Source organism: Clostridium sp. CS001, from assembly GCF_020443565.1.
Classification (GTDB): Bacteria; Bacillota; Clostridia; order Clostridiales; family Clostridiaceae; genus Clostridium_AD.
Genome location: NZ_JAIZZN010000003.1, coordinates 1 through 24,886, shown reverse-complemented (window position 1 = coordinate 24,886; position 24,886 = coordinate 1). Strand labels below are relative to the sequence as shown.

30 protein-coding genes, 2 tRNA genes and 1 riboswitch are annotated in these 24,886 nt (G+C 31.0%); of the genes, 3 read left to right on the top strand and 29 right to left on the bottom strand.

Annotated features, from left to right (window positions below; genetic code table 11):
* Window positions 1-279 precede the first annotated feature (279 nt).
* The 18 genes from LGK97_RS02970 to glsA all read right to left on the bottom strand — a co-directional run bounded on the left by LGK97_RS02970 (window position 280) and on the right by glsA (window position 16,331).
* Window positions 280-3,162, bottom strand: coding sequence for a penicillin-binding transpeptidase domain-containing protein (locus LGK97_RS02970; RefSeq protein WP_226258253.1), 2,883 nt, complete (start codon window positions 3,160-3,162; stop codon window positions 280-282).
* 68 nt (window positions 3,163-3,230) lie between these two features.
* A complete protein-coding gene (mreD, locus tag LGK97_RS02965) occupies window positions 3,231-3,722 on the bottom strand; it encodes a rod shape-determining protein MreD (RefSeq protein WP_226258252.1) in 492 nt (163 codons plus the stop codon).
* Between the two features lie 10 nt (window positions 3,723-3,732).
* Window positions 3,733-4,578 (bottom strand): rod shape-determining protein MreC, encoded by an 846-nt coding sequence (mreC, locus tag LGK97_RS02960; protein WP_226258251.1) that lies wholly within the window; start codon window positions 4,576-4,578, stop codon window positions 3,733-3,735.
* Window positions 4,579-4,580: 2 nt separating this feature from the next.
* Window positions 4,581-5,588, bottom strand: coding sequence for a rod shape-determining protein (locus tag LGK97_RS02955; RefSeq protein ID WP_226258250.1), 1,008 nt, complete (start codon window positions 5,586-5,588; stop codon window positions 4,581-4,583).
* 20 nt (window positions 5,589-5,608) lie between these two features.
* Window positions 5,609-6,295: a RadC family protein gene (gene radC, locus LGK97_RS02950; RefSeq protein ID WP_226258249.1), complete on the bottom strand. Its 687-nt coding sequence runs from the start codon at window positions 6,293-6,295 to the stop codon at window positions 5,609-5,611.
* Between the two features lie 12 nt (window positions 6,296-6,307).
* On the bottom strand, window positions 6,308-6,883 hold the full coding sequence (locus LGK97_RS02945) for a Maf-like protein (protein WP_226258248.1): 576 nt from the start codon (window positions 6,881-6,883) through the stop codon (window positions 6,308-6,310).
* Window positions 6,884-6,893: 10 nt separating this feature from the next.
* Window positions 6,894-7,154, bottom strand: coding sequence for a DUF4321 domain-containing protein (locus LGK97_RS02940; RefSeq protein WP_226258247.1), 261 nt, complete (start codon window positions 7,152-7,154; stop codon window positions 6,894-6,896).
* A 196-nt stretch (window positions 7,155-7,350) separates the two neighbouring features.
* Window positions 7,351-8,088 (bottom strand): SPOR domain-containing protein, encoded by a 738-nt coding sequence (locus tag LGK97_RS02935; protein ID WP_226258246.1) that lies wholly within the window; start codon window positions 8,086-8,088, stop codon window positions 7,351-7,353.
* Between the two features lie 206 nt (window positions 8,089-8,294).
* On the bottom strand, window positions 8,295-8,918 hold the full coding sequence (locus LGK97_RS02930) for a C40 family peptidase (protein ID WP_226258245.1): 624 nt from the start codon (window positions 8,916-8,918) through the stop codon (window positions 8,295-8,297).
* A 3-nt stretch (window positions 8,919-8,921) separates the two neighbouring features.
* Window positions 8,922-9,066: riboswitch (cyclic di-AMP (ydaO/yuaA leader) on the bottom strand.
* 91 nt (window positions 9,067-9,157) lie between these two features.
* Window positions 9,158-9,679 (bottom strand): GNAT family N-acetyltransferase, encoded by a 522-nt coding sequence (locus tag LGK97_RS02925; RefSeq protein WP_226258244.1) that lies wholly within the window; start codon window positions 9,677-9,679, stop codon window positions 9,158-9,160.
* A 243-nt stretch (window positions 9,680-9,922) separates the two neighbouring features.
* Window positions 9,923-10,468 (bottom strand): hypothetical protein, encoded by a 546-nt coding sequence (locus tag LGK97_RS02920; protein WP_226258243.1) that lies wholly within the window; start codon window positions 10,466-10,468, stop codon window positions 9,923-9,925.
* Window positions 10,469-10,613: 145 nt separating this feature from the next.
* Entirely contained in the window at window positions 10,614-10,742 is a 129-nt protein-coding gene (locus tag LGK97_RS19745; RefSeq protein WP_264174959.1) for a hypothetical protein, read from the bottom strand.
* Between the two features lie 21 nt (window positions 10,743-10,763).
* Complete coding sequence (gene msrA / locus LGK97_RS02915) at window positions 10,764-11,297, bottom strand: peptide-methionine (S)-S-oxide reductase MsrA (RefSeq protein ID WP_226258242.1); 534 nt, start codon at window positions 11,295-11,297, stop codon at window positions 10,764-10,766.
* Window positions 11,298-11,399: 102 nt separating this feature from the next.
* Window positions 11,400-11,481: transfer RNA gene (locus tag LGK97_RS02910), tRNA-Leu, on the bottom strand.
* Between the two features lie 106 nt (window positions 11,482-11,587).
* Window positions 11,588-12,157: a lytic transglycosylase domain-containing protein gene (locus tag LGK97_RS02905; protein ID WP_226258241.1), complete on the bottom strand. Its 570-nt coding sequence runs from the start codon at window positions 12,155-12,157 to the stop codon at window positions 11,588-11,590.
* The gene (gene coaE / locus LGK97_RS02900) at window positions 12,154-12,762 is read right to left on the bottom strand and encodes a dephospho-CoA kinase (RefSeq protein ID WP_226258450.1); all 609 of its coding nucleotides are present in this window, start codon (window positions 12,760-12,762) and stop codon (window positions 12,154-12,156) included. Before coaE ends, LGK97_RS02905 begins: the two co-directional genes overlap by 4 nt.
* A gap of 5 nt (window positions 12,763-12,767) precedes the next feature.
* The gene (gene polA / locus LGK97_RS02895) at window positions 12,768-15,383 is read right to left on the bottom strand and encodes a DNA polymerase I (RefSeq protein WP_226258240.1); all 2,616 of its coding nucleotides are present in this window, start codon (window positions 15,381-15,383) and stop codon (window positions 12,768-12,770) included.
* A 30-nt stretch (window positions 15,384-15,413) separates the two neighbouring features.
* Complete coding sequence (gene glsA / locus LGK97_RS02890; RefSeq protein ID WP_226258239.1) at window positions 15,414-16,331, bottom strand: glutaminase A; 918 nt, start codon at window positions 16,329-16,331, stop codon at window positions 15,414-15,416.
* Window positions 16,332-16,635: 304 nt separating this feature from the next.
* On the opposite strand from glsA, the gene LGK97_RS02885 reads away from it, so the two are divergent.
* Window positions 16,636-16,722 (top strand) — tRNA-Leu (locus tag LGK97_RS02885).
* A gap of 79 nt (window positions 16,723-16,801) precedes the next feature.
* On the opposite strand, the gene LGK97_RS02880 is transcribed toward LGK97_RS02885, so the two are convergent.
* Both LGK97_RS02880 and LGK97_RS02875 read right to left on the bottom strand, forming a co-directional pair.
* Entirely contained in the window at window positions 16,802-16,990 is a 189-nt protein-coding gene (locus tag LGK97_RS02880) for a hypothetical protein (RefSeq protein ID WP_226258238.1), read from the bottom strand.
* Window positions 16,991-17,429: 439 nt separating this feature from the next.
* A complete protein-coding gene (locus LGK97_RS02875; protein WP_226258237.1) occupies window positions 17,430-17,582 on the bottom strand; it encodes a ribbon-helix-helix domain-containing protein in 153 nt (50 codons plus the stop codon).
* A 118-nt stretch (window positions 17,583-17,700) separates the two neighbouring features.
* Between LGK97_RS02875 and LGK97_RS20020 the strand changes: the two genes are divergently transcribed.
* The gene (locus LGK97_RS20020; RefSeq protein ID WP_413228412.1) at window positions 17,701-17,901 is read left to right on the top strand and encodes a helix-turn-helix domain-containing protein; all 201 of its coding nucleotides are present in this window, start codon (window positions 17,701-17,703) and stop codon (window positions 17,899-17,901) included.
* A 34-nt stretch (window positions 17,902-17,935) separates the two neighbouring features.
* Here LGK97_RS20020 and LGK97_RS02865 read toward each other — a convergent pair whose 3' ends face one another.
* The 7 genes from LGK97_RS02865 to LGK97_RS02830 form a co-directional block, all read right to left on the bottom strand.
* Complete coding sequence (locus LGK97_RS02865) at window positions 17,936-18,178, bottom strand: hypothetical protein (RefSeq protein ID WP_226258236.1); 243 nt, start codon at window positions 18,176-18,178, stop codon at window positions 17,936-17,938.
* Entirely contained in the window at window positions 18,160-18,399 is a 240-nt protein-coding gene (locus LGK97_RS02860; protein WP_226258235.1) for a DUF4236 domain-containing protein, read from the bottom strand. Before LGK97_RS02860 ends, LGK97_RS02865 begins: the two co-directional genes overlap by 19 nt.
* A 545-nt stretch (window positions 18,400-18,944) precedes the next feature.
* The gene (locus tag LGK97_RS02855; RefSeq protein ID WP_226258234.1) at window positions 18,945-19,091 is read right to left on the bottom strand and encodes an aspartyl-phosphate phosphatase Spo0E family protein; all 147 of its coding nucleotides are present in this window, start codon (window positions 19,089-19,091) and stop codon (window positions 18,945-18,947) included.
* Window positions 19,092-19,613: 522 nt separating this feature from the next.
* Window positions 19,614-19,712, bottom strand: a complete 99-nt coding sequence (locus LGK97_RS02845) for a hypothetical protein (RefSeq protein ID WP_226258233.1) — start codon at window positions 19,710-19,712, stop codon at window positions 19,614-19,616.
* Window positions 19,713-19,825: 113 nt separating this feature from the next.
* Window positions 19,826-20,260, bottom strand: a complete 435-nt coding sequence (locus tag LGK97_RS02840; protein WP_226258232.1) for an MAG6450 family protein — start codon at window positions 20,258-20,260, stop codon at window positions 19,826-19,828.
* Window positions 20,253-20,759, bottom strand: a complete 507-nt coding sequence (locus LGK97_RS02835) for a Panacea domain-containing protein (protein ID WP_226258231.1) — start codon at window positions 20,757-20,759, stop codon at window positions 20,253-20,255. The genes LGK97_RS02840 and LGK97_RS02835 overlap by 8 nt, the downstream gene beginning before the upstream one ends.
* Before the next feature lie 844 nt (window positions 20,760-21,603).
* Window positions 21,604-22,320, bottom strand: a complete 717-nt coding sequence (locus LGK97_RS02830; RefSeq protein WP_226258230.1) for a hypothetical protein — start codon at window positions 22,318-22,320, stop codon at window positions 21,604-21,606.
* A gap of 181 nt (window positions 22,321-22,501) precedes the next feature.
* On the opposite strand from LGK97_RS02830, the gene LGK97_RS02825 reads away from it, so the two are divergent.
* Window positions 22,502-23,365, top strand: a complete 864-nt coding sequence (locus tag LGK97_RS02825) for a hypothetical protein (protein ID WP_226258229.1) — start codon at window positions 22,502-22,504, stop codon at window positions 23,363-23,365.
* A gap of 297 nt (window positions 23,366-23,662) precedes the next feature.
* On the opposite strand, the gene LGK97_RS02820 is transcribed toward LGK97_RS02825, so the two are convergent.
* Both LGK97_RS02820 and LGK97_RS02815 read right to left on the bottom strand, forming a co-directional pair.
* A complete protein-coding gene (locus LGK97_RS02820; protein ID WP_226258228.1) occupies window positions 23,663-23,908 on the bottom strand; it encodes a hypothetical protein in 246 nt (81 codons plus the stop codon).
* A gap of 67 nt (window positions 23,909-23,975) precedes the next feature.
* Window positions 23,976-24,674, bottom strand: coding sequence for an N-acetylmuramoyl-L-alanine amidase (locus LGK97_RS02815; RefSeq protein WP_226258227.1), 699 nt, complete (start codon window positions 24,672-24,674; stop codon window positions 23,976-23,978).
* Window positions 24,675-24,886: the final 212 nt, after the last annotated feature.

The window sequence follows — 24,886 nt, the reverse complement described above, 5'->3', positions numbered from 1 at the left end:
TAACCTCCTAGCTCTCCTCTGGTTGAAAAGCAATTATTAGTTATTTTTGCTTATTGCTCCATTATTGAACCTAAGACACATAAAAACAAACATTAATATGCCTAAACTACTATTTCAACATATTATCAGTAAATTCCTGCTTAATTTCAATATAAATATATTTTTTTATTTTATACTTATACTTTTATAATTTAGGGTGTAGCTCTATATTGTAAAAGTATACTAATAATAAAATAAACTCTAACAAATATATTTGTCAGAGTTTACTTAAACCTTTTACTAATCGTGACCACTTACATTTGTAGTATTACTTAAATCAATATTACTAATTTTCTTTTCTGGATCAACCATAAATTGATAATTAGGATTTATTTTTAGTAATTCTGCTTTAAAATACTGCTCATAAACTGATTTTGCAACTGGTGCAACCCACCCTCCGTGACCTCCATCGAAAACCACTGCACAAACAGCTATTTCCGGTTTATCATAGGGTGCAAATCCAATATAATATCCAAAAGATGTTCTTCCCAGTGCAGATTGAACAGTGTCATTATAAGTAGCTGAACCTGTTTTTCCACCATTTGTTATAGGGAATCCTCCAAAAGTAGAATATGCTGTACCTTTAGGATCACTAGTAACTTCTAGCATACCTTCTTTAATTAAATCAATAGTTTTAGCACTTATTCCAGTCTTTTCTAAAACTACAGGCTTAGTTTCTTTAATTACATTTCCATCTAAGTCCAAAAATTTATCAACTAAATGGAGTTCGTATCTATTCCCACCATTCACCATGGTAGATACGTAATTTGCAAGCTGCAACGGTGTAAAAGCATTAAACCCCTGTCCTATAGATGCATTATATTCATTAGCAGCAGATTTAATTTCAGTGCTAGCATTTGTTATTGTTGCATTTATAGTTTCAGCCATGGCTCTGATATCTTTAGCTGTATAGTTATTATTTTTTAAGCCTTGCGATGATTCAATGATTTCCTTTATCACAAGCTGCATAGTTCCCACAATTGAACTATCAGTACTTTTCTCTTCTTTTTTTATTTCTGCCTTAATGACATCAAGAAGTTTACGTTTTTTTTCATTTACTTTTTTAATTTCCTCAATTTCACTTTTAGTTCCATTTTCCTTTTGCAGTACAATATCAATAGGTTTGTATTTATCTCCTATATCATTTTTTCCTTGTTGTAAAAGTTCTACTAAATTGCTTATATGAACATTAGCTAATATTTCCTTACTAGATTCATAATTATATACCTGACCAAAATTTTCTGGTATCTCTATACCTGTTGATGGATTTTTATTACTATTAGGTTCTATTCCAAGTCCAAATTTCCATGCATACTTTGCAAGTAAATTTAACCCGTTTTTGTTCTCACCGGCATTTGCAAAAAGTCTATCAGCTACATCATAAAAGTAATAATTACAAGATTCTCTCATTGCCATTCTAAGATCTACGAGCCCATGTCCATAACCTTGTGTATTATATTTCCAACAGGCTCCAGTCCATGTAGAATACCTCTTATTATAAGGTCCATTATCATCTACTGTAGTAAACTCATCTATAACACCTTCTTCAAGTCCTGCTATAGCCGTAACTGGCTTAAATGTAGAACCCGGAGGTATTAATGATTTAGTTGCATAATTGAAAGTTGCCTTAGGGAAAATATCGTTATTATCCTTCCTAGTTTTAGAGTTACCTGCTATACTTTTATCAATGGGGAACATATAATTAAGTAATATATTTGTTCTTTCTTCTTTAGATTTTTCTGCCATATCCTTATCAGTTAATATGCCTTTAATATCTGCAAGCCCTCTCTTTTGGATAAATTCTAGTCCCATCTTCCCTATATCTGGATTCAAATATAAGTCATTCAATTGACTAGTTAATCTCCCAGATACAGCAAACATGTTAGGGTCATAACCAGGTCTGCTAGCTAATGCTAATACTTTACCAGAATTAACGTCAAGTACCACGACTGCGCCTCTATTTGCATTTGTGGTATCTACATCTTCTTTTACTCCTTGTTTTTGCAGCTTGAGCATAACAGCATCTAAAGACTGTTCTGCAGCATATTGCATATTTTTATCAATATTAAGTTGCAGAGTTTGGCCAGGATAGGTTTCAATCTCACCTAGTGTTTTAATTTTACGCCCTTGCTTATTAACTGCAATACTTTCTTGTCCCTTAGTTCCACTTAAAACATCCTCAAACGTAGCCTCAAGCCCTGATGCTCCTATATAATCTGTACTTATGTCATATCCTTTTTCTTCATACTTATCTGTGTCCCAAGGATTTATCTTTGAAATATAGCCTAAAAAAGCTGAACCTAACTCATTGTTAGGGTAGTATCTAATAGGCTGAGTTATAACACTAATACCTGGAATCTCAGGTTGCATTTGTTCAAAAATAAATGAAGTATCTTTAGTTAAATTATTAGCTATAACTACCGGCTTATACCCAGAAAAACTCTGCATCTTTAAAGTGTCCTTAACTAACATATACCGTCTTAATTCTTCTTTACTCTTAGAACCTATAATCTTTTCCATCCCATACTGCTTTATTAGCTCATTAAACACTTGCTCCGGAGTAATTTTAAAAAGCTCTTCATCAACTTTTTTAAGTTGCTCAGCATTTAAATCATCCCTCTTTTTACCTTGATAAAGCTTTCTAATAACTATATCATCAAAGCCTCTATCTTTTTTAAATCTAAGTTCAGTCCAGTCTTGTGTTGACTTATCTTGGGTTTTAAAATCAAAACTATACTCCGCAGTTTTTTTATCTTTACTATCTTTTACTTTAAGCAAAAATTCATCTACTTGAACTTCCTTGTTGTTATCAAGAATCTTAAACACATTGTCCATGGTTGGGAAGAAACTTTCTTCGCTCTCTTGTGTTTTAGTAAATATTAATATATAACTTTGAAGACTCGTAGCCAGTATTGAACCATTTCTATCAATTATCTCTCCTCTTGGAGCTGTTGTTGATATCATCTTGTGATTTTTTTGATTTGCAGTTTCTCTATATATCTCTCCATTGACTACCTGTATATTCACCAATCTTGAAATAATAGCAGAAAAAGTTATTAACATAATTATAACCAAGACATTAAACCTAGAAAATTCATGTTTGTTTTTATTTTTTTTGCTCATTATTTCACCAACCTATTAAAAATTATTAAATCATCATCTGCGATGCTGCAATATTAACATATATCATGCTAAAATTTCCACTCCTTAATCATATATGTCTTTTGAGAAAGCCAATATGTAAATTTATACATAAATATAGAAATTACAAAATTATATATTGCCTGATATAATATTGTAGTCATTTGTGTATATTGTTTCATCAAAAACAATATAGAAAACACTATTAATCCTTTTGTTAAGCTCAACACAAAAGAGGATATTACTGGCAAGAATGATCTTTCAATGAATATGCTTTTACCTATCTTTGCAGCTACAAGACACATAAGCATATTTGTAAACATGTTAGTTCCCAATCCATTCAAAAAATATATATCCTGAAGCGCTCCAGTAAAAACTCCTATTATCAGTGCATCTTTAGGAGAACTAACAATGGAATAGCACAGTGCAAATGTAAATATTAGACTCGGCCATGCGCCATTTACACTAAGTAAAGGCATTAAAGTGTTATCTAATATTAGAAATAGAATACATAAAAATACTACCGTTAATATCCTTTTCATAATACAACCCCTAATATTTTATTTCTCTATTTTCTTTTGGCACAACAATAAATACTTCTTCAATCTTGGAAAAGTTAACGTATGGTTCTATTATAGCACTTTTCATTACCTCACCTTTATCCTCATGAACACTTAAAACCTTACCTATCCTAATTCCTGAAGGGTATATTCCACCAAGTCCAGATGTTACTATTACATTATCTTTTTTTATAAGCGAATCCAAAGAAAGCCTCTGTATTTCTGCAAGCAACTTATTATTCTCATCCTTATATCCCTTAACAATACCATTATTTTCACTTGTGTTTTGAACAAGCGCTGCTACTGCGATATTTTCATTAGATAAGCATTGCACTATTGCCCAATTATTCCCTACAGAAGTAACTTGGCCTACCAATCCTTCTCCAGTCATAGCTATCATTCTTTTTTTTATGCCTTTATTTTCACCCTTATTTATTATAAAGCCATCTAAAAAATTATTTCCGCTTACTCCAATTATATCAGCACCTACATAGTTGTATTCGTTTCTTTCTTTTGAAAAATTAAGCATACCTCTTAATCTTTCATTTTCTTGCTCTAGATTATTATATTCTAAAGCCTTTCCTTGAAATTCAATGTTAGTTTTTCTAAGTTCTTCATTTTCTTTTTTGACGTTTGAAAAATTTGTTATAAATTTAAAAGAATCTCTTATTTTATAAAACCCCTTATAAAATACACCCTGTACTGAATTTATCGTTACACCCACACCATTCTCCACTATAGACATCTTTTCCCTATTTGCACTATAGGCTATTAAAGATAAAAACGTAACTGACAGTATTATAATAACTACTGCCAGTTTATTTTTTACAAATTTCATTTTTATCTTCTTTTACTCATAACATCTATATTGTCGAGAGCTTTTCCTGCCCCTATAGCAACACAATCAAGTGGGTTTTCAGCTATGTGTACAGGCATGTGTGTTTCACGATTTATAAGTGCATCTATTCCTTTTATTAATGCTCCTCCGCCAGTTAGCATGATTCCTTTGTCCATTATATCGGATGCAAGCTCTGGTGGTGTTTTCTCTAAGGTTGTTATAATTGCCTCTATTATTGATTGGATTGGTTCACTTAATGCTTCTCTTATTTCCTTTTGTGTTATTTCTATAATTTTTGGTAATCCTGATATTAAATCTCTTCCTCTTATCTCCATGCTCATGTCATCATCTTCTAATATAAATGCTGACCCAAGCTCCATTTTAATGTTTTCTGCAGTTCTCTCTCCTATCATCAGATTATACTGCTTCTTAATGAATGCTATTATAGATTGATCTAATTCATCTCCTGCAACCCTTAAAGACTTGCTTGTTACAATCCCACCTAATGAGATTATAGCCACCTCAGTGGTTCCTCCACCAATATCTACTATCATACTACCAGTTGGTTCATTTACAGGAAGTCCAGCTCCAATAGCTGCTGCCATTGGTTCTTCCATTAAATAAGCTTCTCTTGCACCTGCCCTCTTAGTCGCTTCTTCTATTGCTCTCTTTTCAACTTCAGTTACTCCAGATGGGAATCCAACTACAACTCTTGGACTTGTAAATCCTTTGGAAGTAACTTTATTTATAAAGTGCCTAAGCATTTTTTCCGTAATATCAAAATCTGCAATTGCTCCATCTTTCATTGGTCTAATAGCAACAATGTTACCTGGTGTTCTACCTATCATCTCTTTAGCTTCATTACCAACTGCTAAAACCTTATTTGTATTTCTATTTACTGCTACAACAGAAGGCTCCCTCAGTACAATACCTTTCCCCTTCAAGTAAACTAATGTATTTGCTGTTCCTAAATCTATTCCCATATCACGAGACATTCCAAATATTCCCATTATAATTTCTCCTTTCGTATCTAAAGCATTCCCTTTTCTTTTAAACTCACATAAGTTCCATTACCAATAATTACATGATCAAGCACTTCTATGCCTAATAATTTACCGCATTCTTTAAGCCTTGTAGTGATGTTTATGTCTTCCTTGCTTGGAGTAGGATCTCCTGATGGATGATTGTGACAAATAACTACAGAAGCACTACACTTTTTAATGGCTTCATAAAAAACTTCTCTTGGATGAACTATTGAACTATTTAAGTTTCCAATTGAGATATCTTTTATGCTTATAATGACGTTCTTTGTGTTTAGCATGATTAGTTTAAGATATTCTTTTTTTAAGTATCTCATTTCCTCCATAAGATACTGCGCGATATCTTTTGGCGAAGTAATTTTATAATCTTCTCCTGATTTAAAACTTCTAAGCCTTTTTGAAATCTCTATAATAGCTAGAAGTTGTGTTGCTTTAGCACTTCCAATTCCCTTTATCTTCGTAAATTCTTCTGCACTGGAATTTAAAAGCCCATTTAGTCCACCACATTCTGAAATTATTCTACCACAAAGATTTATAATATTCTCCTGTTTTGATCCGGTTCTAAGTATAATAGCTAGTAGTTCATTGTTAGACAAAGTTTCAGCACCGTATCTTAACAATTTTTCCCTTGGTCTTTCATTTTGAGGCAAATCCATAATTTTATAAGTCATACCCATAAAACAACTCCTTTATAGATTGACCCCCATCTCCCTTAACATAAATGATAACTTATTTACAGGTAGCCCAACAACATTATAATAGCACCCCTTTATTTCCTCCACAAATAAAGACGCCCCTCCTTGTATTCCATAAGCTCCTGCTTTATCGAATGATTCTCCTGTTTCAATGTACTTGTTTATTTGTTCCTCTGTGAGCTTCGAAAATTTTACTTCTGTACGAACATATTCAGTAATAATATCTTGAGTTTCAGTGTTTATTACTGCAATTCCTGTATATACCTCATGTGTATTTCCACTTAAATCACTAAGCATTTGGAAAGCCTCCATACTATCTTTAGGTTTGCCAAGTACCTTTCCATTAAGGTATACTACAGTATCACATCCTATTATGACAGATGGTTTTTTGATACCACTACAAATATCCATAGCCTTTCCTCTTGCCAGTGCCATAACATAGTCCCCGCAATTACCATTGAATGGTATGTCACTTTCTTCAAAGTTACTTACCACTATCTTGAAATTATCAGTTACCTTTTTTAAAAGTTCTGCCCTACGTAAAGACGCAGAAGCTAAAATAATATTCACTTGATCACTCCTAATATTTTCTATATAATATTATTGCCAAAACAACGCCTACCATAGACATAATATTAATATTAAAATTTATGCCAAAATTTACAGCTAATACTTTTAAATCTATAAGCATAGGATTTCTCATGCCAATAGTGTATGTACTGCTTAAAAATTTAAGTGCATTTATATTATTGCCCAATAATTCCCCTATGAAACTTCCAGAAATAGCACCTATCAGAATAAAAAAAATAAAATATTGATTTCTTTTTTCTGCATTTTTCAAATTTTATCCCCCACTTTACTTATGTATCTTATACATTTTAACATTTAATAAATTCATAAACAAGTGCATAAAGGATTATTAAAGGAAAGTTTATAATTGAAACTCATTGATTAGCAATGATTTCTAATAACATCCAACTAAAAAAATACAAATAGATTTAAATACTCTATTTGTATTTTAAAGACTTATTCTATTATTATCCATTTATTATTTTTTTTATGAATTTATAAACATACACATACTCCTGCTCCGCTTTCTCCCTTTTCAATTCTTCCGGCAGAGCATTTAAATATAACTTTATCTCATTCATATCCTTATATCCTACATTATCCTCCACCAAAGTTTCTAAAGAACTTAACCATTTTTTAAATTCTATAGTTTGAACTGATTTAGTGTCTTTTTCCGAGAGTTTATTTAATATTTTAATATCTGCACTTATCATTTCACTTGTTTGTGCATCAGCCTTATCCTTAGAATTCAGCTGGAGTTTAACTTTTACATAATCTATTTTATCTTCATTAAGCTGCTTCATAACACCATCTACACTGTCCATGGGGTAAATACCAAGCAAAACTTTATTCAGGTTATCTTCTTCAATAATAAATGGAGTGCCAATCTTAATTAACTTATTTTTCAAAACTAAAGCGTTTTCTTTCTTAGTATATGCACCGCATTGAATCGCTATATAATCTTTAGTTTGGCTTTCAGAAATCACCTTAGAAACATCTACATTCCCTTTATTTATTTCGCCATCTTTTCCTAAATCACTGTTAGTAGTTTTACCTTGTTTACTGTTATTAGGCTCACTATTTTTAGGCAATAATCTGGAAAAAATCGTACCTAGGGTAATTGCCGCTATTAAGGTTAGTACAATGACAATCATAAAATTATTGTTTTTCCTTTGTGGTTTATAATTATACCTAGTATACCTCACATTAACATCCCCCAACTTAATAAATCTTTGGGCCCCTTTAAATAAATAACAAATCAATATATTCGTGTATTTATTTTCATTTGCCTTATTTAGAATATTATTACTTAGAAGATGATTTTAGAATAAAAAAAGAAAAAAATATAATGTTATTAGATATTTACCGCAATAAAAAAGTCTGACAATCAATGTCAGACCTATAATTATATTTATTCAAGTATTCTTCTTGCACCAACATATGCCGCATTGTAATAGCTCTGGCCTAAGTTACTAACTGTAACTTTGTGGCTTCCCGAGGATGCGTGTATAAACTCCCCGTCCCCAACATAAATTCCAACATGCGAAACTGATGATCCATCTGTATTGAAAAAAACTAAATCGCCTTGTTTTAAATTCTTTCTTGATACCGAGCTTCCCTCACCAATTTGAGAACCTGTATAATGTGGTAAACTTACCCCAAATGCCCTATAAACATACTTTGTAAAACCTGAACAATCAAAAGACTTTGGACCCTCTGCTCCCCATACATAAGGTTTTCCAATAAAATCATATGCATAAGAGATTATATCATTTCTGCCTTCTGAATTTGAAGAGCTTGATGAAGTTTCACCTCTAGACAATCTCTTCTCCGCTTCCTTTTGCTTTTTCTCTGCGCTTCTATCTGGGACTTTTATAACATTATCTGTTTTAAAAGTTGCAGAGCGAAGAACAACTTGTGTTTGACCTTTAATTGCTACATCTGCCTTTACCACTTGAGTTTTTATACTTGTACAAACTCCTATTGCTAATACAAAGACTACAAACTTAACCAAATTAAACTTTAAAATACTCATATTTAATACCCTCCTAAAGCTTCCGAAGTTAGCTGACGGGTTCGGGATGAAGGCTCCCTACTAGTGAATAATTACTATCTCTAGATTAACCCCAATTTTCTTGGTTCCTCCGTACCTATAAATAAATAGGACTCAGCTTTTTTATTATAAATGATTTTCCAAAGAAATGTCAATACATTTTAAATTTTACTACTTTCTATCCTCGTATCTATATTAATATATGTAACCATACTTTGTTTTTATTCACATTGTATTCTTTTTTTTAAAATTAATATATCCTCTTCTTTACTATTTAGTTCTAAAAAATTACTTGTTATTCTACTTATATCAAAGTTATTACTTTTCCAAAACTCTAGCATCCCATGATTGTTAGTTGAAACAAAAGTATAAAAGTTACATATTCCATAATTTTTATATAAATGTTTTAAAAACTCATCAATAATTTTAGTAGAAATTTCACAACTGTACAATCTAAATTCTATCAAATAACACATAATCCACACTTCATTGGGATTTTTAAATTCTATTCTCCCCTTTATAATACCTATAAGTTTACCACTGAATAATACCTTAAGAAAGTACTCTCCTTCACTGATGTAATATTCCAAGTATCTCTCATAGAATTCCTTGATACCATAATTATTTAGGGCATTCACATTAAAATCTTGTTGGCCATTAATCCAATTTTCAATATTAATAACATCTTCTTTTTCTACATTTATGATGTTTATATCATCAAACTTAATATCTATATTAAACATATTCACACCTCTTTAATTTTACATCTTATCACCTTTGCTATGCCTCTTTTATATCTATTTAATTCTTCATAACCTAAATCATTAAATTCTACGTTACTATTAAATTTCCTTCAAGAAAAGTATATATTAAATAGATATATGTTCCATAATGTTTAGTAATCCTCAATAAAAAAAGCAACCCTATAAGCTTTTATAGTGTTGCAAAATAATAATTTTATATTTTATGTTAAGTTTAGACTATCTTTACTCCTCGCTATACATAAGTGTTAATCTAACAATTCTTCTTACTACATCATTTGCCTCTGTGTAAGGCATACGACATCTATTTAAAAGTCTAAATACTGAGGGGTTATATCTTTCCATTTTTCTTACAATAGAATCAACATCATTGCAGGTTTCATCAATTCTATTAGGATCATTATATTCATCTTTAAATTCTCCTATATCTGTATCCATATTTGGTGGTGCTCCAAAATTTAGGCTAGTTTCTATACTTGGATTTACCTGCATATCTCGGTTCATTTCCATGTTTTGATTTATACCCATATATGGACACCTATTAATATTTGGGTACATCTCCATACTTGGATACATCTCCATACCTAAGTTTGCATTATTCATATACCCTGTTGTTTTCTCTATGCCGGGGGTAAAATCATAATCTTTAGTCATATTTCTTTGTTCATATCCATACATCCTAGGATCTAGCGGAATCATTTCATATTCTTCAAGCGCGTCTGTTTCTTCAATCATGTCTATTTCTTCAATGCTCCTATTATCTGGCTTCATAATTATCCTCCTATCTACCATATTATTAACACATTAACAATTTATGCTAGACTAGGTGTTTTGATACTAACTTTTAGTAGTTATAAAAAAATAATATAACTGGCAAAAAAATAAAGGGGTATAATTACACCCCTTTATTTTTCATCTACTTTAGTCCTCTTACAGGTTTTCGCATGTTACTATCACCATTAATAGTAACAGGATTACTCTCTTTACTTTCTTTTTCATAAGATTTCTTGTGTTTTATATCCAAATTTTTTTCTCTATCTTTCATAAACAACACCTCTTTCAGATGTTAGTTTTTCCATATTTCTTTTAAAAATTCATCTCTTCCCGATTTTGCTCTATCTTCTTTATACTCCTTAGTATTTTTAGTTGAAAAGTCTTGATGATATTCCTCTGCTAAATAAAAATTTGTAAGTGGCAATATTTTTGTAACAATAGCCTTTTTATATTTTCCCGATTGTTCTAATTCATTCTTAGACACTTCTGCAAGATTTCTTTGTCTTTCATCTTCATAAAAGATTGCAGTCCTATATGAATCTCCCTTGTCTTGAAACTGCCCTTGATCATCTGTAGGGTTTATCTGCCTCCAATACATTTCAAGAAGCTCTTCATATTTTGTTATTTCCTCATCATATATAACCTGAGCTACTTCATAATGGCCCGTAAGTTGTGATTTAACTTGTTCATAAGTGGGATTATCGGTATTTCCACCTGCATAGCCTACCTTTACTTCTATAACTCCTTCAAGAAGATAAAAACAATCAACCATGCACCAAAAACATCCACCTGCAAAAGTTGCTTTTGATAATTTATTATTTTCCATATCTATTCCCCCTGTTAAACTATAATTTAGCATTAATATTATATAGGTTTTTCATAAATGTTAATAAAAAAAAGAAAGACATTTTGCCTTTCTTCATTTTCTTGGTGCGACAGACGGGACTTGAACCCGTACGGTCTCCCACACGCCCCTTAAACGTGCGCGTCTGCCATTCCGCCACTATCGCAAAATTTTGTTTTATAAGGGATATAATCTTATAGTCACATAGGTGTTTATCCCTTATGACTACAAGATTTATTATATATTAGCTTAATATAAATTGTCAATAATTTTTATTTGCTATTATTTAGTTCATCACCATATAATTTAAAGTAAATATTATAATTTGTATTTACCTTTTTTACATACTTATCTGTTTCTTCAAAGGGTATTGCATATAAGCTTTTACCATCACTAGAGTATTCTTTATTTTTAAGCCACTTTTGAACATTTCCACGACCACCATTATAAGCTGCCAGTACCAAATCTACATCTCCGTTAAATTCACTATTTAAATTATCTATATACCAACATCCCATAGCAATATTAACTTCAGTATTATATAATGCTTCCATTTTAAAATTCGGTAATTGCATATTTTCAGCAATCCACAATGCTGTATCAGGCATTATCTGCATAAGCCCATAGGCACCCCTATGGGAAATAGCCCTTTCATTAAAATTACTTTCTGTTCTAATCACAGCTGCAACTAAAAACGGGTCTACGTTATATCTCTGCGAATACTTAACTATTTGATTTTCATATTTTATTGGATAAAAGCTTTTAAAAATACTTTTTAAATTAATCAATATGATAATCAAGAAAGTAAAAATTATAAATTTTATTATTTTTTTAATTTTCATTTCTCCACTTTTAACCTTTCTAGCTCCGTAATAATTGAATCTAACTGCAACTTAGTATCTTCAATGCTTCCTCCATTATCAATAATAAAATCTGCAAATCTTTTCTTTTCCAGAAGAGGCATTTGAGCTCTTATTCTATCCATGGTTTCATCTAAATTCATGGAATCACGAAGCATAACTCTTTGAACTTGAGTGTCACTGTCTACCCAAACTAATATAACTGCATCCATACTAGTATGTAGATTATTCTCTATTAAAGTAGGTGCATCTACAAAGCATAACTTGCAATTAGCTTCTTCATATGTTTTTATTTTGCTGTTTATTTCTTTTATTATAAAAGGCACTGTAATATCTTCAAGCTTCTTTCTGCTCAAATCATTCCTAAAAATATATTTTCCAAGTTCTTTCCTTTTTATATTACCTTGTTCGTCAAAAAATTCATTTCCGAATTCCTCTTTAATTTGACGAAGAACCTCAGGGTATATTACAAATATCTCTCTAGCTACAATATCTGCATCAACAATGGGAAACTTTTTACCCCTTAGCATATTAGTTACAGTGCTCTTTCCACTACCTATACCACCTGTTATACCAACCTTTAGCATTTTCATTACTTAGCCTCATACCAAGTTTCACCAATGCTTATTTCCACTTCTAAAGGAACTAAAAGCTTAATAACATTTTCCATCTGGTCTTTAACTAAATTCTGAACTGCATCAATCTCATCTTTATATACATTTAATATTAGTTCATCATGAACTTGAAGTATTAATGTACTTTTTAATCCCTTTTCTTTTAATTTATCAAACACGTTCACCATAGCTAGTTTAATAATATCAGCCGCACTTCCTTGGATAGGTGTATTCATGGCTAAGCGCTTTCCAAAGGACTGCACAATTTTATTTGAAGAGTTTATTTCGTGAATAAATCTTCTTCTATTTAATATTGTAGTAACACTACTATTTTTTTCAGCTTCCACCACTATATCTTCCATGTATTTTTTAACCTTTGGGTATCTTGCAAAATAAGCTTCTATATATGTTTTAGCTTCACTTCTAGATACATTTATATCCTTTGCTAAACTAAATTCTCCAATACCATATACTATACCAAAATTTACAGCCTTGGCGTTACTTCTCATAAGCTTCGTAACTTCTTCAATAGGCACATTAAATACCTCTGATGCGGTTCTTGTATGAATATCACTATGTTTAATAAAAGCATCAATTAGATTTTCATCTTGTGATATATGAGCGAGTACTCTAAGTTCTATTTGTGAATAATCCGCAGATAAAATAACACACTCTTCATTGTGTGGAATAAATACTTTTCTTATAGCTCTACCCATTTCATATTTTATGGGAATGTTCTGCAAGTTAGGCTCTGTACTTGATAATCTTCCTGTAGTTGTAACTGTTTGAGTAAAACTAGAATGTATTCTACCATCAGTATCAATAACTGCCTTAAGTCCTTCAATGTAGGTAGAAAATATCTTTGTTAGCTGTCTATATCGTGTAATTTCAGTGATAATAGGGTGTTTATCATTTAGCGCCTCTAAAACCTCTGCATTAGTTGAATATCCTGTCTTTGTTTTCTTTATAACAGGTAAATCTAACTTTTCAAATAATATTTTACCTAATTGCTTTGGTGATTTTATATTAAATTCTTCTCCGGATAAAGCATAAATAGTACTTTCCATTTCACTTATTTCGAGAGCAAATTTCTTAGAAAGTTCAGTTAACATATCCTTGTCTATGTTAAATCCTTCCGCCTCCATATATGATATAGCCTCTGTTAAGGGCTGCTCCACCTTATATAAAAGTTCCCCCATGTTATACTCTTCAATCTTCTTTTCTAGGTTTTCATAAAGCTCTTTTAATAACGATACTTTATTAATTTCCTTTTCATTATCATCACCAGAGATACTAGTTCTAAGATTAGTCTCTATAAGTGTTTGCAGACTGTACTCATTTTGAGCTGAATCAAGCAAATAGGCCGCAAGCTCTATGTCAAATTTAACCCCTTGTAGCTTAATACCATACTTACTAAGAGCAGTATAAGCATTCTTTATAGAGTGGCTTACCTTTTTAATGTTGTTATTTTCCAGCAGTGTTTTTAAGTAATTTATAGTTTTTTCTTTATCTTCAGTAAATAACTCAGCAACCTTAATTAAATAATTTTTTCCCATATAGTTAAGGTATATGTTATTCAAAGTGATTTTAGAAAATATACTTGCATTTGCAATATCAAAAATAATATAAATAGTGTCTTTTATTTCAACAATTATTTCCTGTAATGCTAGTAGGTTATCTATTACTGTAAACTCAGCAGAAAACACTTCCTCAATAGCTTCCTTTTCATCTGGTATTTTGCTTATTAAAGATTTAAATTGTAATCTATAGAATAAATCCTTTACAGCACGTACATCGTACTTTTCTTTTGATTTAATTGAATTTAAATCTATTTCCATAGGTACGCTGGTAATAATTGTAGCTAATTTTTTACTAAAAATAGCCTGTTCACTGTAAGTCATTAAGTTCTCAACAAGTTTTTTACCGCTAACCTTATCGATATTCATAAGAAGATTTTCTATACTCTTATACTCTTTAATAAGCTTATAAGCAGTTTTTTCACCAATACCTGGCACACCGGGGATATTATCTGAGGCGTCCCCCATTAAGCCTTTTACATCTATAAATTCAGTAGGCGTTACTCCCATTTCTTCTATTATTCGATTCCTATCATATATTTCCTTTTCTGACATTCCTTTTTTGTTTATTACAACTTTAACATTATCCGTGGCAAGTTGAAGTGCATCTCTATCGCCTGTTACTATAAAAACTTCTATGCCTTGATTTTCTGCAAATACAGATAGTGTCCCTATTAAGTCATCTGCTTCAAAGCCATCTAATTCAAAAATATCTATAGCCATCTTCTCTAACAGTTCTCTAACTAGAGAAAACTGCCCTATAAGTTCATCAGGCATCTTTTTTCTACCTGCTTTGTAATCTTTGTAATCTTCATGACGAAAAGTAGGTGCCTTCCTGTCAAAGGTAGTAACAATATAATCTGGTGCAAACTCCTCTTTCATCTTTAAAAGCATACTTGTAAAGCCGTAAACCGCATTAGTATATATTCCATCTGAATTTGTTAGGGCTGGCAATGCATAAAACGCTCTATACATAAGGCTATGCCCATCTAAAATTAATAATCTTTCCTTAGACATGGTGACCCCTTCTTTCTACTATGTTTTATTTTAAAATATGCTTAAATCTAGCTCCTTAGATAATTCCTCTAAAACCTTTATTCCAGCAATGCTATTGCCCTTTTCATCTAAGGACGGTCCAACTACTCCAATACCCATTCTTCTAGGAACCGCTGCCATTATGCCTCCGCCCACGCCACTTTTTGCAGGTACTCCTATGTGCACTGCAAAATCACCTGAACCGTCATACATACCACAAGTAACCATTATAGTTTTAATTATTCTAGCTGCTTCCCTTGATATGACCCTTTCATTGTTAGATACTATAACACCCGAATTAGCAAGCATTGCTCCTATTCTTGAGATATCCCTACAATTAACCTCCATGGAACACTGTCTAAAGTATACATCTAGGACCTCTTCCACATCACCCTCTATAATCCCTGTACCCTTCATAAAATATGCTAATGATCTATTTCTATCCCCTGTAGCCTTTTCAGAGGCGTAAACACTTTCATTAATATTAATACCAGGATTACCTGTAATCTTTCTTGTAAAGTCTAATATCCTATTAAATTTTTCATCTGCAGTATCTCCTAAAACTAGAGAAACTGTTGCAATCGCTCCTGAATTTATCATTGGATTTAAGGGTTTTTGGTTATTATTGCTTTCTAAACTTATTATTGAATTAAACGCAGCCTCTGTTGGCTCCATTCCTATTTTAGAAAATACATAATCTACGCCATTGTCAATTATAGCCAGCATAAGTGTGATTACTTTGGATATGCTTTGTATTGTGAATTTCATCTCATAATCTCCTGCAAAAAATTCTTCCCCTTCAAGAGTGCTTATGCACACACCAAGCGCCTGGGCATCTGCTTTGAAAAGTTCTGGTATATAAGATGCAACCTTGCCCTCCGACGTCCAGCACCTATTTTTATCAATGATAGTATCTAATATTATCTTCATGTTGTTCTCCTCACTATAGCAACTTAACACTGTTGTAACTATATATTATTTTCTAAAATTAACATTTTTCTTTGTACTTCATATAATACTATACTTTGTATGGTGTTTTCAATTCTTTATAGAAAGATTAACTATTCTTATTGTTCACATAAAATAAATACCAAATGTAGCATTTCTAAATTTAACTTATCCTAAAGGTTAATATTTAGTGTAAATTCTTTATCTATAAAAAAATCATTAGTAAAGTAAACAATACCTATTGCATTATTTATAAATATATGTTAAACTAGTTTTTGTCAGACATGCCGAAGTGGTGGAACTGGCAGACGCGTCGGACTCAAAATCCGAAGGTGTAACAACCGTGCGGGTTCGATTCCCGCCTCCGGCACCATAAGACTTTCAAGGTTTTCTTGAAAGTCTTTTTTTATGCTCAAAAATCAAGAAAAGTGCACGAAAAGTGCACAAAACTTTTATTGTATTTCTCCATATAATAAATTTAGTTCAATTTCTCTGCATGAACATTCTTTAAGTAGCTCTTTAAACTCTAACAATTCTCCATTGTTCAATCCCTTTGCTTCTAGGAAATCAAATATATTATTATGTGCCTCCGCTTTTGAGTCCCATGCCTTTTCTATGTTGATTTTGTCTGTGCTTTTCATTTCAACATTCCCCCTTTGTCGATTATTTGTTATGCACCGTTGCATTAGTAATATTTCAATGATAACATTTTGCCTTTCTCATGCAAAGAACATAAGTTCGTATTTCGCTCCAGTTAATATTTTGATATTTATCCCTCATTTTTGAAGTTATACATGAATAGTACAATTGGTATTGAAGTTTTATATACCTCAACCAATATTTTTTAATATTTGCTTTTCTCCTTTCTATCACATAGGAGTGACTTCTATATTTGGAAATTCCCTATGTATATATAAATAAGTAAATATCTCTAAAAAAACAGTATGTTTTAAAATTTATTTTTATAATTTTATTTTTATTTGTTTACTTTCCTTATCTATTATAAGGCCAAATAACGTCGAGCACCTCGACACTTCCGACAATTTAGCACTAAATTCTTACAAAAAAGAACAAAACACCCTACTTTTCAGCAGAATGTTTCTTTAAAAGGTCTTCTATGGCTTCATCTACTAGCCTTGATATTGGGATTCTTGTTTGTTTTGATAGTTCCCTCAATTTTTCATCAAGTTCCTTGATTAAAGAACTACCAAACCTAACCCTGTGTATTAGCATATCATCACCCCAGATAAATTATATAAAGAACGTAAGGTGCAAACAAGACTTGCTACGTAACAATACCTTACATTACTTACCTGTGTACATTGATATTGCTGACTTATATAATTAAAATATGGACATGTACATACTAAAGATAAAAGAAATTAGACAGGCTAAGAAAATGACACAACAGATCCTAGCTGAAAAGATAGGAATAAGTAGAAATTATTTAAGTGAGCTCGAGAATGGGAAGTGGGATATAAAATTAGATCTACTAATAAAGATAAGTAATGTCTTGGGGGTGCATCCAAGCAAATTAATAAAGAATAAATAAAAGCAGCTAGGGTATAAACTCCAGCTGCTTTTATTTATTCTAGTACATTATTCTTTATATGCTTATTGAACTTAATTACTTTTAAAATTGTATCAAATATAAACCAAACTAATGAAGGAATTACTAACAGTAGCCCTACTGGGCCCAAAGGGGTTGCACATAAAGCAAATGAAACAATAATAGCGATAATTGCTTTTTTATTGTACCCACCAGTAAATTCTTTAAATTTCTGATTGTAATCCTTTTGTCTTTCAATCTTTAAATTCCTTTCAGCCACATTAGCCGCCGAAATATTGGTATTTTTTGGGAACTACTCTTTCTTTTTTTACCACCAGCATTGTAACTTATACCTGTTCCTGGTATGCCAACAGTTAACCCGCGTTTTGAATTAATCGTTACTCCTGGTGCAATTTTTAAGCTTGTAGATGAAAAGCCGTTCTTCCCTACATTAACTTTAAATCCTTTAGGCCCAAAACTCTTTCTAACCTTTAATCCCATGCCATTACCCCCCTCTTCATTAATATGTAATACTTTATCTATTCCCCCACCACATCTCATATACCTCTATTTTTCGTGTTACAAGTATCGACATAAATGAAAGGACTCTGTATTTTGATTTTTTAAAGTACTAAAATGTATACGTAAAATGAAATAAAAATACACTGTATTTGTGACCTAACTCGTAAAAATGAAAGTATGTAGGTAACTTAAAAATGAATAGCCACTGTATTTGCTAGAAAAGCCAAATAACACAATATATTTAGTAGCCTTGGATCAGCTTTGTCCAATCAAGAAAAGTACTCAAAATAAAATAAGGCGTGCGCTAAAGATAAAAGTATACGGACTTTTTCATTTAGGCACTCGACTAAAGAAATTTACCTCTCACAAAACATGGCCACGAAAAAGTATGGCTTAATATTTTTTGCCTTTGGAAAATAAAAAAAGAAAGGGAAAAATAGAGAAATTTTATAAAAAAAAGAGAAATAAACATACAAAAAATAAAAAAATCTCTGGAATTATACCGAAGAAAATATTAACTTTATTTATATTTCAACTTCGCATAAATAATATTGAAAAATAAGCTTGTCTAATTCCTGGCTTAAAGAAACAACTTCACTATCAACAAGGCTATCAGCAACTGATATTAACTTTTCTAATTTATTTCTAAGCAATTCTATTTTTTCACCCATAATCCTCACCCTTTTCCTAAAAACTCACAAGGTCAATAATAATACATATTAAATCCATTTGCAACATATAATTACAGATTTAACCATTTTCTAAATGAACAAAAATAAAGTTCAAAGTCGCTCCTCATTAATCTTAGTAACTGTTCTTAAATTTTAAATAAGACCCACTTACACGTGCTTAGCTCATATTTAATCTCATATAACTTATCAGCTCCATTTACTACACTTTGGCACTTAAACACAAGCATAAGGTTACCTGCTAGTTTCTCTTTAACTATAGTAATCACTCTATCTATTTTAACTACAGAAATGCTTTGTTATCTTAAACCTTATTGGATTTATATTACCCTTTTCATCAGTCCAAGAAACTACTTGAATGGGCTTTGCTACAACTTTCATGCTTTAATCCTCCTGATAGTTTAAAATATGTAAAGTTCGTGACATTTTCTCATTTCTTTCAATATACCCTTCTTCTTGTAACTTAACTAAATACCTTTGTACTGATGATGATGATTTTAAATTTTAAATTGATGCTAATTCTCTTACGCTTGGTGAGTACTTATTATCTATAATAAAGTCATTAATTACTTTAATAACTTGTTTTTGCTTTTTAGTAATCATTTACTCCACTTCCTTTATTGTTTTAATTATAGTGAACATGCGTTCTATTATAAAGCAATAAATAGCAAAAAAATAGCCCTGGCCGAAGCCAGAGGCATATGTTTACCTTCTATTTATGCGGGAAATTTCTTTGTTTTATTCATAGGACATACAATATGATTTTTATCAAACCATATCATATAAAAGAATTCTTGTGCTCTGTATCCATAAACCCGTTTTTTTTGATTAACTCTAAAAGAACATAGTTTGGCATCAGTTGGAACTTCACTTGGAAGTTTTATTGCAATAAATTTATTTCTTTCATAATTCAATCCAGTGTCTACCATAATTTGATTCCATGTTAACGTTTCTAACTTCTGAAATGCATCAATTAATAGCTTTAATTCACTACCTTGCCAATCTGTAATGGAGCACCCACTATGAACAACATTTTCAAACGCTAGCTTACCTTTTCTTAAGTTATAATCAACATCTTTTAATTCTGTTGATATATCTCTAGATGTCTGCTTTTTTAGTTCCAATGCCTTATTGTTAACTTTTTTACCCATTTAACTCTGAATAAAAATCACGCATTAAAGATTTTGGAATAACTTTGTCACAGCCCATACCTGGTGGCAAGTTTCCTCTTGTCTGTTTCCATGGTCTTTCTTGATGAGTTAATTGTTCTAAATAGCTTCCAACAAATTTCCCATACGCCTCCCAAACTGAATCCAATGTTTCTATTTGCATCTCACGGAATATATTTATATTGAAATCCTCGTCAACCGTACAAATTGTAGAATTCATAGAGACATCATTGTACTTTTTATATAATTTATAATTAGCTGGACCATGCACCCATGCTTGAAAATCTTCTTTGAATAATTCTTGTCCATCCCAAACCATACTCCACGCTTGTGCATAATAGCATAACTTTTGCAATTTTAAAGGAGTAATTGGATCTTCTGCCTCGCAGTTCCCTTTAGTAACAAAATAATTCGCTACATCATATATACTTGGCATCTGTTTTCCCCCCATTCGTTTAAATAAGTTTATTACTTCTCCCATAATCACACCTCCTAGCGTGATACAGAACCATAATACTCTTCTTAACTACATTATAGTTCTGTATACTAAATGGTACAAGCTTTTAATATGATAGATTTATTACAAATTAGCTCAAATAACGACATTTTACACAATATATCTAATACTTCCATAAAATTGCATTTATTAGAAGCATATTTATATATATATGTTAGTCATGTCCACTTATTGCCAATTTTATTCTTAAATAAAAAAAGCCTGAGAATTAGTATTTAAACTAACCTCTGGCTTTTAAATATTTACTATATCCTGTTATTTATTTCTCCATCATCTGCTTTGTCTTTAGCTTTTCATATAAATAATGTACTATCCTTCTCATGCGCTGTTCGCTTAAAAATATAGTTGTTTTTGCAGGTAAAAATTGATAAGCTTTTTTGATTACCCACTCTTAATTATGCTATCTTTAGCCATATACATTGTTTGAAGCATTAAAGTATAAGCTTCTGTTTTAAACTTCTGCCACTCTAGTACAGCGAAAGAATAGTTCCCAATACAAACAAAATATCAAATCTATATTCCAATTAAAATTCAAAAATCAGCAAGGAAGCAAGGTATCTTTTATTATTAAAAATAAATGTACACAAGAAAAGTATTTTTGTGGTAAATAAATAAATCTTTAGAGAGTTTCTGAGCTACTGGAATGCAAGTGAAGTAATAAGATCTGCACTTGAGCAATTTTTTAAGTAATGGCGTTAAATATCAGTCTCATGACATTATGGGGTGGAGCCAACATTAAAAACAGTCAAAAGTAACAGTTCTATGTCACTTTAACCTTGGTTACAGGCATGCTCCATCTACCCCAAATCTATTTTATAAGTTTAACTCTATCTGGTGTACATATAGTACCTTCAGGAATGTTTAAATGTCCATTACTATCTAATTTAAATTCCTTACCATCAATTATGATTTTAGAATTTTCAGTATATCCGAATTGTGAAAGATTATTATTCATATAACCACTTCTAAGATTTGTAAGATCCTCTTGAGTATATAACCAACCATTTGGTTCAAGAAGCACTTTTTCAGATTTATCATCAAATTGAATCATTTTTCCAGTCTCAGCACCCAAACTTTCCAGTCTAGCCTTTACTTCTTGACAATTCGGGAAAAAAATTCTTAATAAATTTAACTTTTCATCTAAAGGATAATCGCCACCTATAATGTTAACTAATTTAGTTGATTGAGCCATATCGTTAAATTCGCCTTCAGAAAATGCTTCTGAAACATCTTTATCAGGATACATATCACAAAAAAGTAACTTTACATTATTATTTTCTTTTACAGCTATATCTGCATATCCATGCATTAAAGTCTTAATTTTATAATTTGTTCCTTTTTTCACATTCAAAACGTTATTATTAAATTTAAGTTCATCAAGATTACCAGAAATATATTTCTTAGTTATTCTATTAATATTATTGATACTACTTGTTTCTTTATTAGTATTTAATATGTTACTACCTATAGATTTTGAATTATAGTTATTTCTATAATACGTAAGTGAAGATACTCTATTATACAAGTTAAATTCCTCCTAATATTTAGTTTAGATATATAAGTATCGGCAATACATAAGTATAATTTAGCTTTATTTTATATTAACATACAAATAAGGTTATAACAAATCAGAATTACTTGTATTTAAATAGAAATAATGATATTATAAACTAGTATTGCATCATTTTAATTTATAGGGGGTAATTATGAAAATTTTACAAAAAAAACTTTTAGTGTTTTTATTTACATTAAGTATTACTTTAACTGGTATGACTGGCATGGTCTTTGCCCATATTAACTATGGAACTCCAACTGCAATTGTAAATGATACTAAAGACACAGCATACCAACTTAAAGCAAATACTATCCAAGACTCATTATCATATCTGGCTATACCTTTATCGGGTACTTTAAGTGACTCAAATGACGCTGATTGGTATAAAGTATTTCTTTATTCTGGAAATCAAACATTGACTCTTAAATCATACGATAATGACAAAATTGCAGAGGTTATTTCAGAAGATGGTACTCTTGTTTCTAAAAGCATACATGGGCCATCAACTAAAAGGCAAGAAAGATTTACAATTACTACTTCAGGAACTTACTATATAAAGGTATATTCTAATGAAAGTTTCAGCACAACAAGTAGTTATTCAATATTAATAGGAGCACCAGAGTATCGACTTGCTTCATATACAAAATCACTTAATACCAATATGGTTGTAACACCAACTAAGAAAGTATCAAGTAATGTAAGTTTTGATTTAAGTACTGATACTTCAATTCCAGCTACTGCTATAGTTCGTGAAATAAATATTATGGGAACTGAAACTAATAAATATTATGTTGATGACAAAATACGATCAATCAAGCCAATTTCACAATATTCATGGTTTGATCTAACAGGACCTGCAATTTTTACAAAGAATGTATTAAATCCTTCTCAACCAATAATGTTAAAACAAAATTGGTCGTTTAAGCATTCCGTATCTGGTTTTTTTGCTCCATACACAAGCTATTCTTTAAATCCTATAATTGAATTTAACTATTATTGTGAGGAGAATTATTAGAATAGAAAATAACTATTTAATATAAAAAGGTTATAGTGAACTAAAAGAATAAAACCATTTGGGGTTCCAAATGGTTTTTTCTTTTTAAATATAAAAAAATACATATAAATCAATGCTTTATTTTTCATAAGTAACTTTATAATAAAGGAATAATATCAGTTTTAATTGTTTAACATTATTTTGTTTAAGGTGTTTAGTTTAGGGTAGCCTTCCATTTATCAATATAACTTGTCTTAAAAAACCTAATAATATTTTTTCGTACCTAGTTAATACTAATACATTAGTCGGCTGTACCCGTTATAAACTATTATTTACTTGTCCATCATCTATAACATCTTTTAATTTTTCATACAAATATCTTATAATATTTCTCATGCGTTCTTCAGATATAAAAATAGTTAATTTTTTAGGTAAGAATTGATAACTTCGTTTTATGATCCACTCAACTTGTTGTTCTCCATTTTTTAAAACTTCATCTTTGGCCAATCGTTTTGCCTGAAGCATAAGAGCATATGCTTGAGTTTTAAATTTTTGCCACTCCAATGCGCATAAAGAATAGTGGCCAAGATAACTAAAATAACAAATCTATATCTAATTAATAATTCAAACATTAATATTCACCCCTTATTAATTTGTCTAAAAGTTTATATGCAGCATCTGTAGCTGGTCCCCAAATACCATCCTGTGTTAAAGGTGTAGTTGTTTGAGTTGTTTTGTTATACCAGAGCTGAAACTCTAAGCAGTAATTAACTTTTATCTTTTCTATTGGTTTAATTATCGGTTTAATTTCTTCCCCTAACAATCCTGCTACGATAGCTTTAGCAATAGCCTTATATCCCACTTTCAAGTATTGCTCAGCATCTGAAGTATCTACAAAGCAAACTTCAATGAGCATAGATTTAGCAACAGTACGTCTAATAACATAAAGGCCCTTACCATCTTTTACACCCCTGTTTTTAAAGCCTAATTTAGCTATATTAGCGCATACGTCTATTGCATCTTTATATTGCCTGCCCGCATAAGTGTAAGCTTCTACACCTTGACCACCACCAGCATTAAAATGTATTGAGATAAACCAATCTAAGTCTTGTCTATTTGCTTGATCCATTATTAAAGATAAACTTTCATTTACACTGTTTGCATAATCTATAGTACAATTTATAGCATTGTGGCCAGCTTCTTTTAAAAGCTTCCTTACTTCTGCACCAACTAACCTAGTCTGTTCACTTTCATTAATTATGCCTACTGCTCCTGTTCCAAAACCTTTAATTGTATGCCCATCATTTATTCCAAAAGTGAAAACATTCATTATTTTTCCTTCCTCTCTATATTATAAATTACTCTCGATATCTCGCTCATTCTCAGAATTTCATTATTTAAAAAAGAAACCCCCTTGGTATATATTGAAGCATTGTATTTATATGGGCATAGATAGGTGACCTAAAGAGAACTATGCTCTTTTGTTAAATTATGGCTACGATGGATGTCCGCATTATCTCTGGTAACTTACCCTTCCATGTC

Bases quoted from the DNA above. Each gene is read 5' to 3' on its own strand.
- LGK97_RS02930 (WP_226258245.1), bottom strand. From the start codon at position 8,918: ATGAGTATTTTAAAGTTTAATTTGGTTAAGTTTGTAGTCTTTGTATTA.
- LGK97_RS02875 (WP_226258237.1), bottom strand. From the start codon at position 17,582: ATGCTAATACACAGGGTTAGGTTTGGTAGTTCTTTAATCAAGGAACTT.
- LGK97_RS02970 (WP_226258253.1), bottom strand. From the start codon at position 3,162: ATGAGCAAAAAAAATAAAAACAAACATGAATTTTCTAGGTTTAATGTC.
- polA (WP_226258240.1), bottom strand. From the start codon at position 15,383: ATGTCTAAGGAAAGATTATTAATTTTAGATGGGCATAGCCTTATGTAT.
- mreC (WP_226258251.1), bottom strand. From the start codon at position 4,578: ATGAAATTTGTAAAAAATAAACTGGCAGTAGTTATTATAATACTGTCA.
- coaE (WP_226258450.1), bottom strand. From the start codon at position 12,762: ATGCTAAAGGTTGGTATAACAGGTGGTATAGGTAGTGGAAAGAGCACT.
- LGK97_RS02825 (WP_226258229.1), top strand. From the start codon at position 22,502: ATGAAAATTTTACAAAAAAAACTTTTAGTGTTTTTATTTACATTAAGT.
- LGK97_RS02920 (WP_226258243.1), bottom strand. From the start codon at position 10,468: ATGAAGCCAGATAATAGGAGCATTGAAGAAATAGACATGATTGAAGAA.
- LGK97_RS02840 (WP_226258232.1), bottom strand. From the start codon at position 20,260: ATGGGTAAAAAAGTTAACAATAAGGCATTGGAACTAAAAAAGCAGACA.
- LGK97_RS02880 (WP_226258238.1), bottom strand. From the start codon at position 16,990: ATGAAAAGCACAGACAAAATCAACATAGAAAAGGCATGGGACTCAAAA.
- LGK97_RS02905 (WP_226258241.1), bottom strand. From the start codon at position 12,157: ATGAAAATTAAAAAAATAATAAAATTTATAATTTTTACTTTCTTGATT.
- glsA (WP_226258239.1), bottom strand. From the start codon at position 16,331: ATGAAGATAATATTAGATACTATCATTGATAAAAATAGGTGCTGGACG.
- LGK97_RS02855 (WP_226258234.1), bottom strand. From the start codon at position 19,091: ATGGGTGAAAAAATAGAATTGCTTAGAAATAAATTAGAAAAGTTAATA.
- LGK97_RS02835 (WP_226258231.1), bottom strand. From the start codon at position 20,759: ATGGGAGAAGTAATAAACTTATTTAAACGAATGGGGGGAAAACAGATG.
- LGK97_RS02860 (WP_226258235.1), bottom strand. From the start codon at position 18,399: ATGGGATTAAAGGTTAGAAAGAGTTTTGGGCCTAAAGGATTTAAAGTT.
- msrA (WP_226258242.1), bottom strand. From the start codon at position 11,297: ATGGAAAATAATAAATTATCAAAAGCAACTTTTGCAGGTGGATGTTTT.
- LGK97_RS02845 (WP_226258233.1), bottom strand. From the start codon at position 19,712: ATGATTACTAAAAAGCAAAAACAAGTTATTAAAGTAATTAATGACTTT.
- LGK97_RS02925 (WP_226258244.1), bottom strand. From the start codon at position 9,679: ATGTTTAATATAGATATTAAGTTTGATGATATAAACATCATAAATGTA.
- LGK97_RS02955 (WP_226258250.1), bottom strand. From the start codon at position 5,588: ATGGGAATATTTGGAATGTCTCGTGATATGGGAATAGATTTAGGAACA.
- LGK97_RS19745 (WP_264174959.1), bottom strand. From the start codon at position 10,742: ATGAAAGATAGAGAAAAAAATTTGGATATAAAACACAAGAAATCTTAT.
- radC (WP_226258249.1), bottom strand. From the start codon at position 6,295: ATGGGTATGACTTATAAAATTATGGATTTGCCTCAAAATGAAAGACCA.
- LGK97_RS20020 (WP_413228412.1), top strand. From the start codon at position 17,701: ATGGACATGTACATACTAAAGATAAAAGAAATTAGACAGGCTAAGAAA.
- mreD (WP_226258252.1), bottom strand. From the start codon at position 3,722: ATGAAAAGGATATTAACGGTAGTATTTTTATGTATTCTATTTCTAATA.
- LGK97_RS02815 (WP_226258227.1), bottom strand. From the start codon at position 24,674: ATGAATGTTTTCACTTTTGGAATAAATGATGGGCATACAATTAAAGGT.